This is a genomic window from Halomonas sp. BLK-85 (assembly GCF_044792155.1).
Lineage (GTDB): Bacteria > Pseudomonadota > Gammaproteobacteria > Pseudomonadales > Halomonadaceae > Vreelandella.
The window spans coordinates 1,139,886-1,152,520 of the sequence record NZ_CP087731.1; the positions used below are offsets into that span (position 1 = coordinate 1,139,886).

Annotated in this window: 12 protein-coding genes; 3 read left to right on the plus strand and 9 right to left on the minus strand. The window is 55.4% G+C overall.

The annotated features are described in order from the left end of the window. Positions 1–19: 19 nt before the first annotated feature. The 6 genes from LL947_RS05085 to LL947_RS05110 all read right to left on the minus strand — a co-directional run bounded on the left by LL947_RS05085 (position 20) and on the right by LL947_RS05110 (position 6,242). Entirely contained in the window at positions 20–1,057 is a 1,038-nt protein-coding gene (locus LL947_RS05085) for an ABC transporter ATP-binding protein (RefSeq protein WP_499834136.1), read from the minus strand. Beyond that, positions 1,054–2,115, minus strand: coding sequence for an ABC transporter ATP-binding protein (locus LL947_RS05090; RefSeq protein ID WP_499834137.1), 1,062 nt, complete (start codon positions 2,113–2,115; stop codon positions 1,054–1,056). The genes LL947_RS05085 and LL947_RS05090 overlap by 4 nt, the downstream gene beginning before the upstream one ends. Then, on the minus strand, positions 2,090–3,058 hold the full coding sequence (locus LL947_RS05095; RefSeq protein ID WP_290823070.1) for an ABC transporter permease: 969 nt from the start codon (positions 3,056–3,058) through the stop codon (positions 2,090–2,092). The genes LL947_RS05090 and LL947_RS05095 overlap by 26 nt, the downstream gene beginning before the upstream one ends. After that, positions 3,055–4,035: an ABC transporter permease gene (locus tag LL947_RS05100; protein ID WP_290823071.1), complete on the minus strand. Its 981-nt coding sequence runs from the start codon at positions 4,033–4,035 to the stop codon at positions 3,055–3,057. Before LL947_RS05100 ends, LL947_RS05095 begins: the two co-directional genes overlap by 4 nt. A gap of 62 nt (positions 4,036–4,097) precedes the next feature. Then, positions 4,098–5,678: an ABC transporter substrate-binding protein gene (locus tag LL947_RS05105; RefSeq protein ID WP_404417049.1), complete on the minus strand. Its 1,581-nt coding sequence runs from the start codon at positions 5,676–5,678 to the stop codon at positions 4,098–4,100. Between the two features lie 165 nt (positions 5,679–5,843). Next, positions 5,844–6,242, minus strand: a complete 399-nt coding sequence (locus tag LL947_RS05110) for a glutaredoxin family protein (protein WP_499834138.1) — start codon at positions 6,240–6,242, stop codon at positions 5,844–5,846. 267 nt (positions 6,243–6,509) lie between these two features. On the opposite strand from LL947_RS05110, the gene mpl reads away from it, so the two are divergent. The 3 genes from mpl to LL947_RS05125 are packed head-to-tail and all read left to right on the plus strand — an operon-like array spanning position 6,510 to position 9,230. Next, positions 6,510–7,892 carry a UDP-N-acetylmuramate:L-alanyl-gamma-D-glutamyl-meso-diaminopimelate ligase gene (mpl, locus tag LL947_RS05115; protein ID WP_290823074.1) on the plus strand — a complete coding sequence of 461 codons (1,383 nt, stop codon included), beginning with the start codon at positions 6,510–6,512 and terminating at the stop codon, positions 7,890–7,892. A 42-nt stretch (positions 7,893–7,934) separates the two neighbouring features. Continuing rightward, positions 7,935–8,564 carry a flavin prenyltransferase UbiX gene (locus LL947_RS05120; protein ID WP_290823075.1) on the plus strand — a complete coding sequence of 210 codons (630 nt, stop codon included), beginning with the start codon at positions 7,935–7,937 and terminating at the stop codon, positions 8,562–8,564. A 42-nt stretch (positions 8,565–8,606) separates the two neighbouring features. Beyond that, on the plus strand, positions 8,607–9,230 hold the full coding sequence (locus LL947_RS05125; protein WP_290823076.1) for a LysE family translocator: 624 nt from the start codon (positions 8,607–8,609) through the stop codon (positions 9,228–9,230). Between the two features lie 3 nt (positions 9,231–9,233). On the opposite strand, the gene LL947_RS05130 is transcribed toward LL947_RS05125, so the two are convergent. The 3 genes from LL947_RS05130 to LL947_RS05140 form a co-directional block, all read right to left on the minus strand. After that, entirely contained in the window at positions 9,234–10,619 is a 1,386-nt protein-coding gene (locus tag LL947_RS05130; RefSeq protein WP_499834139.1) for a VTT domain-containing protein, read from the minus strand. Between the two features lie 79 nt (positions 10,620–10,698). Further along, the gene (locus LL947_RS05135; RefSeq protein WP_290823078.1) at positions 10,699–11,649 is read right to left on the minus strand and encodes a GGDEF domain-containing protein; all 951 of its coding nucleotides are present in this window, start codon (positions 11,647–11,649) and stop codon (positions 10,699–10,701) included. After that, the gene (locus LL947_RS05140) at positions 11,646–12,503 is read right to left on the minus strand and encodes a hypothetical protein (RefSeq protein WP_499834140.1); all 858 of its coding nucleotides are present in this window, start codon (positions 12,501–12,503) and stop codon (positions 11,646–11,648) included. The genes LL947_RS05135 and LL947_RS05140 overlap by 4 nt, the downstream gene beginning before the upstream one ends. Positions 12,504–12,635: the final 132 nt, after the last annotated feature.

Consider the following 12,635-nt stretch of genomic DNA (forward strand, 5'->3'; position numbering starts at 1 on the left):
TATCCTGATCCCGGTGTTTTCAGAGTCGACCTTCTTCAACGGCGTGACAGGCCACCTGAGTGCCGCCGGTACTGGCAATCAACCCAGGTATTTCACGCTGGCAGCGTTCAAACGCATGCGGGCAGCGCGGGTGGAAAGCACAGCCGGAAGGCGGATGCACCGGGTTAGGCACTTCGCCTTCAATCATGCTGCGCTGTTTGCCTGAACCATCCAGCGAGGGAACCGCATCCAGCAGCATACGGGAATAAGGGTGGCGCGGCTGGCTGAAAAGCTGGTCCGCCGGGGCGATCTCGGCAATGCGCCCAAGGTACATGACGGCAATACGGTCGGCCATATGCTTGACCACCGCCATATCGTGGCTGATAAACAGATAGGTCAGCCCGTATTCCTGCTGCAAGTCCTTCATCAGGTTGAGAATCTGCGCCTGTACTGACACATCAAGCGCCGAGGTGGGCTCATCGCAGACCATGAATTCCGGTTCGTTGGCCAGGGCTCGGGCAATCGAGATCCGTTGGCGCTGCCCGCCGGAGAATTCGTGGGGGTAGCGGTAGCCGTCTGCCGCTGACATGCCGACCTGTTCCAGCAACTCACCCACGCGGCGATGGCGGTCAGCGGAAGACATTTGCGGGCGAAACAGGCGCAGGGGTTCGCCGATGATGGTATTAACCCGCCACAAAGGGTTCAGACTGGCAAACGGGTCCTGGAAGATCATCTGGAAGCGCTGACGGATCGCTGCGACCTGCTTGCCACTTTTTCCTGCCAGCTGGCTGATATCCTGGCCGTCAAAGGTGATCTGCCCACGGGTCAATCCATAAAGCCCGACAATAAGGCGGGCAACGGTAGACTTACCACAGCCTGACTCACCCACAAGGGCCAGGGTTTCTCCGCGCCTGATCGAAAAACTGACACCATCAACGGCTTTCAGGGTCTGCCTGTCTGCCCGTTCAATCAGGCGGTTCAGCCAGGGTCTGGAAACATCGAAATGGCGGGCCAGATCGTCAACTGCCAGCAGAATGTCATCGCTTGAATGCGGCAGTGGGGCTTGAGATTGGGTCACGATGATGTCTCCTGAAGGGGGCGTCTTGCCACCGGGTTGACAGGGTCATGTAGCCAGCAGGCGGCTTGCCCCTGTGAAGTTGCCAGCAAAGACGGGCGCTCCTGGCGGCAACGATCAGCGGCATGCGGGCATCGGGGGTTGAAGGCACAGCCTGAGGGAATGGCCGCCAGGCGTGGCATGGCTCCCTCAATCTGATAAAGCCGTTCACGCCGTGCGCCCAGGCCGGGAATGGACGCCATCAGGCCTTCCGTGTAGGGGTGTTGCGGGCGTCGGATGACATCGTCAACCGGGCCGATCTCGATCAGGCGACCGGCATACATGACCGCGACCCGATTGGCGGTTTCCGCGATGACCCCCATGTCATGGGTGACCAGCATGACAGCAGCACCACGTTCGGCGCAGACCTTCTTGAGCAAAGCAAGGATCTGGGCCTGAACCGATACGTCTAGCGCCGTGGTCGGCTCATCGGCAATGATCAGTTCCGGCTCTGCTGCCAGCGCCAAGGCAATCACCACACGTTGGCGCATTCCCCCCGAAAACTGGTGTGGGTAGCTGTCCAGGCGGGTTTCGGGGGCGGGGATGCCCACTTCACGAAGCAGATCCAGTGCCTTTGCTCTGGCCTTTTTTTCGTTAAGTGGCAGGTGAGCGCGGATGGTTTCCACCAGTTGATCGCCGATCGAAAACAGCGGATTCAGGCTGGTCAACGGATCCTGGAAAATCATCCCGATACGCCTGCCGCGCAGGAGGACGAAATCTTCTTCGCTAAGATTGTCTATCCGCTCACCGGAAAGGCGGATTTCCCCAGCGGCGATATGGCCAGGAGGCTCCAGCAGTTGAATGACCGCATTGCCGGTCATGGATTTACCCGCCCCTGACTCGCCCACAACGCCGAGAATTTCACCCGGGGCAATATCAAAGGAAATATCGTCAAGGGCCACCAGGGTGCCGTGGCGATTGGGAAATTCCACCCTCAGGTTGCGTACGCTGAGAACGGCCGTAGTGTCTTCACGCTGTGAGGCCGTGTCTGGCCGTTCAGCGGAGTTTTGGGTTAAGGACATCACGTAACCAGTCTCCCAGCAGATTAACGGAAAGTGCCAGTATCAACAGGGCGACACCGGGGAAAAACAGGATCCACCACTCGCCTGAGAACATGTAATCCTGGCCCACCCGAATAAGGGTGCCCAGGCTGGGCTGGGTGGCCGGCATGCCCACGCCCAGAAATGACAGGGTGGCTTCAGCAATAATGGCAAGCGCCAGGCCAATGGTGCCGATCACCAGTACGGGACGCATGACGTTGGGGAGAATATGCTGGAAAAGGATCTTGATGTCCGGCAGGCCAATGACGCGGGCGGCCTGAACGTATTCCTTACTCTTTTCCACCATGGTAGCGCCACGCACGGCGCGGGCATATTGCACCCAGTCAGACAGCCCTATGGCAATGATCAGCACGATGATGGCCACTTCGGCATGCATGGAGCCGGGCATGAAGCCGCGAATGACGCCAAAAATAAGCAGTGCCAGCAGAATGGAGGGAAATGTCAGCTGAACATCGGCAATCCGCATGATGATCGCATCGCGCCAACCGCCGCGGAAACCGGCTACCAGGCCAAGTGCCGTGCCCAGTGCCAATGCGAAAAACACCGCAGCAAAACCGACCAGTAGCGATATGCGTGAACCATACAGGATGGCAGAAAATACATCCCGACCCTGGCTATCACTGCCCAGTAAATAAAAATTACCGGTGAAATCCGAGGTGGTAAGCGGAGGTGTAAAAGCGTCAATCAGCTCCAGTTGACCGGGGTCAAAGGGGTTCTGGGGGGCGATCCAGGGGGCAAAAAGGGCACCCATGAACATCAGCAGCGTCATCAAGGTAGCCATGATGACAACAGGCTGCTGTTTCCAGGAATGCACAATGTCGCTGTCGAGAAAGCCTTGCCATTTGCTTGGCTTGGGCGATGCCATGACATCATCCTTGTTGTGCTGTGTGGCTGGCTGGCTCATTTGCCACCTCCCTGTACGCGAAGGCGCGGATCAACGGCGTAATAAAGCAGATCGACCACCAGATTGATCACCACAAAGACCAGGGCAATCATCATCAGATAGGCTGCCATCACGGGAATATCGACAAAGCGTACGGCGGTGATAAACAGCGCGCCGACCCCGGGCCACTGGAAGACCGTTTCAGTAATGATCGCAAAGGCGATAATGGTGCCCAGCTGCAAACCGATAATGGTAATCACCGGAACCATAGTGTTCTTGAGGGCATGACGCAGGTTGACGACCCGTCTGGACAGCCCGCGTGCCCGGGCAAACTTGATGTAGTCAGTGCGTAAGACTTCAAGCATTTCCGCGCGTACCAGGCGCATGATCAGGGTCAATTGAAAAAGTCCCAGGGTGATGGCAGGTAATATGATCGACCTCAGGCCACTGGTCGTCAGCAACCCTGTGTCCCACCAGCTGGTAAGCTCGACTACCTGGCCGCGCCCGAAGGCCGGTAGCCAGCCCAGTTCGACGGCAAACAGATAGATCAGCAGGATACCGATCAGGAAAGTTGGCAGCGATACACCGATCAGCGATGCTGTCATGATAAAACGTGAAAGCCAGTTACCGCGCTGAATGGCGGTATAGATGCCCAGCACTATACCCATGACCACGGCAAAAATGGCCGATACGATGGCCAGCTCCAGGGTGGCAGGCAGGCGTTCCAGAATCAGCTCGGAAACGGGGCGGGCGGAACGGTATGAAATGCCGAACTCAAACTGGACGGCGCTGACCATGAACTGCCAGAACTGAACGAGAATGGTCTGGTCCAGCCCCAGCTGGGTGCGCAGGGCCGCTCTGTCGGCATCAGTGGCTTCCTGACCGAGCATGTTGAGTACTGGGTCGCCTACATAGTGAAACAGTGAGAACGCGATCAAGGCGACCACCAGCATCACAAAAGCCGCCTGCATAAGGCGTTGAATAAAGAAGGCAAGCATGGGATCTCCATGTCAAGACGCCTCAACCGCGGGTAGCGGCTGAGACGTCGCACTGACGATGCTTATTGGTTGAAACGCAGGTATTTGAAGTGCGGGGTATTTTCACTCTGTACCTTGAAATCGATATCATCTCGCATCGACCAGGTCAGCATCTGATGGTGGATCGGAATATAGACAATGTCGTCATGCACGATCTGGCGGGCTTCCTCGATCATGGCGTTACGGGTTTCTTCATCGGTCTCGCTTGCCATGGCCACGGTCAACTCGTCGATGCGTTCATTCGAGTAGCCGGTGAAATTCCAGGTGCCCAGATCAGATTCCTTGGAGTGGTACAGATAGTTGAATACGTACTCGATATCCATGGTGGGAACTCCCCAGCCGAGCATATAGAAGTCGTATTCACCGTTTGCCAGTTCGGCAAAATGCAGGGAGCGTGTCTGGGCATCAAGGTCTACCGAGATACCGATACGCGCCAGCATGCTGACAACTGCCTGACAGATCTGCTCATCGTTCATGTAGCGGTCGTTGGGGCACTGCAGGGTCACACTGAAACCGTCGCCATAGCCTGCTTCGGCCATCAGCGCCTGGGCACGCTCGGTGTCAGCCGGCACCACTTCGTCAAGCTCGCTGGAATAGCCGTTGACAAAAGGCGGGACGATAATACCGGCAGGTTCAGAGTTGCCGCGCATGACTGCCCGCTGGATAGTCGTTGCATCAACGGCAATGTTGATCGCCTCGCGCACCCTGAGATCTGCAAAAGGATTGTCATCGGTATCAGCCGTGCTCAGCTCCATCGAGCCTAAATCCATCCCCAGGAAAATGGTACGGTTTTCCGCGCCCTGTTCATTACGAATGCCTTCGGCATTTGCCAGGCGTTCAATATCCTGTACAGGGGTTTCCTGGAGCAGATCAACCTCACCGGATAGCAGGGCCGCAACCCGGGTGGCGGCGGATTCAATCGGGGTGAAAATCAGCTCAGACACTTCCATGGGGTACTCATCAATGCCCCAGTAATCATCGTTACGCACCATGACGGTTCGTGTGTCCGGCTCACGGCTCTCAACCCGGAAAGGCCCTGTGCCGTTGGCATTACGCACCGCATGGGTTTCTTCCCCGGCGGCATAGTTCTGCGGGGTTTCCACATCATGCTCTTCCGCCCAGGCCTTGCTCATTATGAACAGATTGGTGAGGTTGTTGGGCAGCAAAGGGTTCGGGTCATGGGTTTCAACATGCACGGTGTAGTCGTCTTCAGCGCGCACTTCCTTGATGGAGGTCAGCAGGCCACGCATGTCGGCGTATTCGTGACGCGCGCGATCAAGGGAAAACACCACATCTTCCGAGGTCAGTGCTTGGCCTTCATGAAAGGTGACGCCTTCGCGGATTTCAAACACCCAGACGCTGGGATCGTCAGGATGAATATACCAGTCGGTGGCCAGGCCCGGCTGATAGTTGATATCCATGTCCTGATAGATCAGCGTATCAAATATCTGATGGTTCAGAGCATGTGTAGGGCCTTCATTCTGAGAATGAGGGTCAAGCGTCAGGCCATCAGATGAACGTGTCCAGCGCAGCGTTTCGGCGCTGGCACTGGTCGCCAGCATGGTGGCCGCCACGGCGCTTGCGATTAGTGTTTTGCGAAGCATTTTGTTGTTCCTTTGCAAGTGTTGAATATCAGACGTTCATCACCTTTCTGTTCCAGAAGATAAATGAAATAACACACGCTAACGATTGCCAAGTCTGATTTACCGACACATTATCTCATTGCCGGGCATTGTCCAATTTGGTATTTAACGTTTTGGCAATTTTCCCTAACGGTCGTTTGAACCAAATCGTTGCTGCAGGTAGGCGTTGATATCATCGGATTCATACAGCCACTCCACCGTGCCGTTATCCTTCTGGATCTGCAGGCAGGGTACCTTGACCTTGCCACCCCCCTCTAGCAGATCCTGCTTGTGCTGAGGATCAAGCTGCGAGTCACGTACCTCAACGTTCAGCCCCAGGCGCGCCATCTGCTTGCGTACCTTGATGCAGAAAGGGCAGGTGCGAAACTGATAGAGCGCCAACTGCTCACAGGCCTTGTCCACTTCGGCCTGGGCTTCAGGGCTGCGCTCAACGGATTTCGGGGTCGACAGTTTTTCAGCCACGATCATGAAAGGGGCCAGCAGAATACGCAGAGTACGAAAAAAATAGCGCAAGACGATACGCATGATTTAACTCCAGGGTTGGTGTTCGGGGGATACATGATCAGGGGTGAATAAATGCACCAGACGCATCCTGCATCAATCCTTGCGTGTTGTCACATTCATGCGCCTAATCCAGGTGAGCCTGGCCTGCTTCCATGCTAGGCTGAGTGCTGTTACATGGTTGCCTTACAGGTATTGGCAGACGTTACTTTTTTGGCTACACAACCAGTCATTCGTGCAATCACCATCCGGTTATCTTACCAGAGCCATCATCAGAGGAAACAAGGCGCGATGCATCTGCATATTATAGGGATTTGCGGGACTTTCATGGGTAGCCTGGCGCTGCTGGCGCGAGAGCTCGGCTACACAGTGAGTGGATCGGATGCCAATGTGTACCCGCCCATGAGTACACAGCTGGAAACTGCAGGAATTGCATTAAAGCAGGGCTACAGTGCAGAGAACCTGCCACTTGCGCCTGATGTCGTGGTGGTAGGCAACGCACTTTCACGCGGCAATGCCGAGGTGGAGGCTCTGCTGGACAGCGGATTGCCCTATACATCAGGCGCCCAGTGGCTGGCTGAGCACGTGCTGCAGGGGCGTCAGGTGATTGGCGTGGCGGGTACCCACGGCAAGACCACAACTGCCAGCCTGCTGGCCTGGCTGCTTGAAAGCAGTGGACTCAAGCCCGGCTTTTTGATCGGTGGCGTTCCGCGTAACTTTGGCGTTTCCGCTCGACTGGGTGAACCTGATGCGCCTTTTGTGGTGGAAGCGGACGAGTACGATACGGCGTTTTTCGACAAGCGCTCCAAGTTTGTCCATTATCGTCCGCACATTGCTTTGCTGAATAATCTTGAATTTGATCATGCTGATATTTTTCCTGATCTGGGTGCGATTGAGCGGCAGTTTCATCATCTGGTAAGAACTGTGCCAGCTAAGGGAATGCTTCTGGTAGCCGATGACCAGCCCGCCCTGCAGCGCGTTCTGGAGCAGGGAGCCTGGACGCCGGTGGAGCATTTCGGCGCTCGAGCGGATAGTGACTGGCAACTGGTGCTGGAGCGTGACGATGCCAGCCGTTTTCAGGTAATCCATCGTACTCCACAGGGAGAAGAAGACAGCGTGGTGGACTGGTCCCTGAATGGTGACTACAACGCGCGCAATGCGTTGGGAGCCCTGGCAGCGGCCCATGCCTGCGGCGCTGACCTGGCGCGCAGTTGTGCCGCACTGTCGCGTTTTGAAAGCCCTAAACGTCGTCAGGAGGTGCGTGGTGAGGTCAATGGCATTCAGGTGATTGACGATTTCGCCCATCACCCGACGGCCATTGCGGCAACGCTTGGCGGGCTGCGTGCGGCGACTCCTAAAGGCCGGCTTCTTGCCGTGATTGAACCGCGTTCAAATACGATGAGGCTGGGCGCTTTGAAAACGCGGTTAAATGACAGCGTTGCTGATGCAGACCACATCTTCTGGTATCAACCGGCCGGTATTGACTGGTCCATGCAGGCATTGATTGAACCCCAGGGTGAGCGGGCGAGCCTTTGCGATCAGATGGATGAACTGGTTAAGGCGGTGGTGTCTGAGGCAGCCCCACTGGACCGCGTCGTGGTGATGTCCAACGGTGGTTTTAACGGTATTCATGAACGCTTGCTGGAAGCCTTGAAGGTCCGTTGGTTAACCTGAAACCGTCACAGCGCAAATTCCATTGCTTACTGGAGAATTTTCTTGAATCAGGCAACAACATTTAAACCGCCGGTAACGGTGGCGCTGACCGGTGCGTCGGGTGCCCAGTATGGTCTGCGGCTGATTGACGTGCTTGCCGCAGCTGGACACGAAGTCTGGGTGATGATTTCCAAGGCGGCACATATGGTGATTGCTACCGAAACGGAGATTTCATTACCGGCTCAACCCCAGCGTCTGGCAGCGGCACTGGTCGAACGCAGCGGTGCCCAGACGGGTCAGATTCGTTGTTTTGGCCGTGAGGACTGGATGGCACCGGTGGCATCAGGGTCGGGTTCGCCATCGGCTATGGTAATCTGCCCTTGCTCAACGGGAACGCTCTCCTCGGTGGCTACCGGGGCCAGCAATAATCTGATTGAGCGGGCCGCGGATGTGGCGATCAAGGAGCGCCGCACATTGGTCATGGTGCCACGCGAATCGCCGTTTTCCCCGATCCACCTGGAGCATATGCTGACCCTGAGCCGCATGGGTGTGGTGATACTGCCGGCTGCCCCCGGCTTTTATCATCAGCCAAGCTGTATTGAGGACCTGATTGACTTTATCGTTGCGCGGATTCTTAACCAGCTGCAGATCAGCCATAATCTGATGCCACGCTGGGGTGAAGCGTCGTCCTGACCGCCTGCAGTCCATTCGCTATTGACGCAAGGAAATCCACTCATGCTCTCATGGGCAACGTTGTCTGTGTTTGTGCCGACCTTTCTGTTTGTCTCGTTAACGCCAGGCATGTGTATGACCCTTGCCATGGTGCTGGGGATGACTCAGGGAGTGAGACGAACCTTATGGATGATGGCAGGAGAACTGCTGGGCGTTGGCCTGGTGGCGATGGCGGCGGGCGCTGGAGTGGCGGCGCTGATGCTCAAACACCCTGAGATGTTTACCGTATTTAAATGGTTGGGTGGCGCTTACCTGGGCTATCTGGGGTTGATGATGTGGCGCTCTCGTGGGCGTATGGCGATCCCCACCGAGCTGGAGGCTGGCCCGGGAGCAGGCCGACTCCAGCTAGCCCTTCAGGGGTTCTTGACGGCGGTGGCGAATCCCAAGGGGTGGGCCTTTTTCATGGTCCTGCTGCCTCCTTTTCTGGATAGTAGCCGCTCCCTGGTAGCTCAATTAAGTGTCTTGATCAGCGTCATACTAACCATTGAACTTGCCAGTATGCTGGTCTACGCCACCGGCGGTAAAACCCTGCGCAGAATGCTGGGTCAGAGTGGCAATGTGCGCTTGATGAACCGTATTGCGGGCACCTTGATGGTGGGCGTAGGACTATGGCTTGCCCTAGGCTGACCCTCAGACAACAGGCAACCAGGCCATGCGTGCTATCAGCATTACGCCAGAGGCAAGAATAAGCCACTGCCAGGGCAGCCAGACGTCAGCATGCGAACGCTGCTGCCAACTGAGTCTTATCAGCGCGCATACCATCAGACCCAGCAAGGCGCCGCCAACCAGGTCTGTGAACCAATGAACGCCCAGCACCAGATCTGCCAGGGCTATAGGTAATACCGTTGCTATGGCTGCCCAATAAACCCACACCCGCTGGGCGCGTTCTAGCCTGGCGGCAACAAACCCCGCTGTCAGTCCCACCACCACTACAACGCTGGATATATGGGCGCTGGGGTAAGCCATTGAATCCGCCAGTTGCTGTGTACCAAGCGGCCGCTCACGCCCAATCAATACCGTGCCCAGGCTATTGAGTAGCCCAATGCCCGACAGGGCAATCAGCCAGTGGCCAAGCAATGCCCAGTAACCCTGGGTCAGTATCCAGATACCCCAAGGCGCCAGTAGGGCGCATAAGCCATATGGATCGCTGATGCTTGCCAAGGTAGATGATAGATGCATCAGAATATCGTTGCGCAGCCAGTCGAAAAGTTGCTGTATCGACGCATCCAGCGGGGTTGAGGCTTGCTGACCCATGACCCAAAGCGTGCAGGCGGATAGCCCTCCGACGCTTAATACCAGCAGCAACAGGGTGGCAACCGGCACATCGCCATGCTGGCTCATGGCCAGCCAGGGGCGCCTAAGCAGCGGAAGGCGTTTTACGGCAAGTAATGACCAGCGATACACCGTCCCTTGTCGGCTTGTCTGCAGGCGACCCCAAGAGAAAAGTACGGCAAGCAGAACAATGCAGGCTGCCAGAGTGACGAGCGCTATTTCCAGCCCAGCAGGCAAGGCAAGGCGTTGTTGCCAGGTTTGGCCCAGCCAGTAACCAGGCAGCGTATAGGCAGGTGCCCACAGCAGTGCAGAACCAATATTGGCGCCCAGAAATGTGACGGGAGACATGCGCATCATGCCTGCCACCAGAGGGATAATGGGCCTGACGGGGCCGATGAAGCGGCCAATAAAAACAGAATAGGCGCCATAGCGGTCAAAAAACCGCTGGCCACGTATTACCCAGCCTGAGTATTGGGAAAGCGGCCATCGCCTTAACACACGGCCGTTTTCCCAGTAACCGAGCCTGAAACTGAGCAGGTCCCCGCTGATGGCACCCAAAAAGGCAGCTGCCAACATCCATGAAACGGCAATTTCCTGGTGGCCTGCCAGAGAGCTTGCAGCGGTAATCAGTACAACACCGGGTACCAATAGGCCAACCAGGGCCAGGGACTCCAGCAGTGCAATAATACCGATCAATAACAACAGCATGAAAGGTGTTGGATTTAACTGCTGTAGAAAATCCATGTCTGGATAGCTCCTCAACCATAGCGGTGGAGGATGATAACGTTAACATCGGTAAAAAAGGAGAGTTACTGCGTCTGACTTATGCGCTTGTCTGGAGCAGTGAATGGGCAGGGGCATGGCTGCTTTCTTCAAGTCGCTGTACAAACAGGTGGAAAAGCTCCTGGCGTCTGGGCTGGTAAGCGACAATATCGGTAACCAGTTGGCCTGTTTCAACCAGTACACAGCGGGAAAGGCTGCGTTTTAAACGCTCCCGCACCAACAAGGCACCACTTTCTGAGGTGTCAGGCAGCACCAGCCAGAACGTCGCCTGGCTGGCACGTCCCAGCAGATCATGGTCGCGGCAGCTTGCCATTACCTCATCACACAAGTTTTCCAGCAAAGCAAGCTGGGCTTGACGTCCAAACTGCTCTCCTGCCATATCAAACTGCGGAAGATGTATCACCAATACGGCCAGGCGCTTACCGAGAACGCTGGACCTTTGGTGTTCATCGCGTAGGCGATCTTTTAGAGCATCACGCTGGTAAGCGTTACACTCACTGTCATTAGGGTCTGTGGCATACAGCAATGCTTGACGGCGCAGATGCTCCCAGCGCGGTAATGCAAGTAACAGCAGCAGTGTGATAATACTTTTCCAGATTTCCTCATCACCCGATTGTGCCAGTAGCCACCACCAGGCTGGCAGCACGAGTATATTCAGTCCTAGTGCTGGAATAAGCGGCAAGAGAATCATTGATGCCGCAATGGGAAGCCCGAACCATAGAGGTGAAGTGCTGCCAGACGTTTCCAGGACCGCTTGGCTGACCATCAGATAAAGACAGCACAGCAATATAAGGCGAGGTAGGTAGGCATTGACCCCTCGACCGACATGCATTAGAAGGGCCGATAGCGCCAGTAGTGTTGAGAAGGCCGACGTGAAAAAAAAGGCATGATGATCAATTAAATATAGCCATGTAGTATATGTCATCAGCAATAGCAGGCTGGTAACGTAGGCAATCGTCATCAAGCGACGCGAGATATCAGTGTCAATCACAAAGACTCCAGCATGTATAAAGCTCGCTTATCCATAAGGAGCTTATTCAGATTAAGCTGTTTAACGTCCAGGTCTGATACCGCAATCGAATGAGAAACACGTGAGTCAGGCACTGTCTGAACCAGGTGCTGGCGTCTTTCAATGCCTTCACTGACACTGCGAGACAGGGTTATTGCCGCGATGCTCCTGCTGTCAAGACGATAGACATTTTCAAAAGGGTAGATTAGCTGACAAAGTTGATGTGCGGTCTGCCAGAGCTGATGGCGCTTGACCCGAAAAATAATCAGCTCAGCGTGAATGCCTTCACGCTCACAGCGTGTCTGTTCGCGAAGCAAGTCACGTGAAAACTGCTCACTGGACCAGATATTCATTCCAGGTATCAGGCGGGCACGCTGGCGAATGGTGCTGTTTATGATATTTAATTGATGGGCATGGGCGATCGACAATATGCACATCATCAATAGTGCCGCAAACATTAACCATTGGTCTGGGAAAGCCAGGTAGGGCGAGAGTAAAAACAGGCTGGTGGCGGCCAGTAATGCGTTCAGCATGACTACCCAGCTGCTTTGTGGCAGCATGAAGATGGAAACCCATACCCAGATCAACATGCTGTTGTTTTCAGGGGTTGTCGCCAGCAGGGCGGCTACCAATATACCGGGAATTAACTGCCAGGGAATGTTTGTGGTTCGCCTGTGAGTGAAGTCAAGCAGCAGAGCCGTAAAGAATAGCCAACCGATGGCCACCCAGACGACCAGCAATGAATCAAGGGTATACGCAGGCGTCAGAAGTGCCAGGCTGACAGCCGCAGCCAGCAGGTTTGCGCGCAAAATGTTGACTTTGTATTTGTTTTGCATGGGGCCTAGATATTCATGCATGAGATGACTACGCACCTTAGCAAACAAAATCGGTTAACGTCAGGCTTACGTTACATTGGAGGTTGGCGCCACGACTGGGTAGTTCGTCATTGTTACACATCAATATATCTG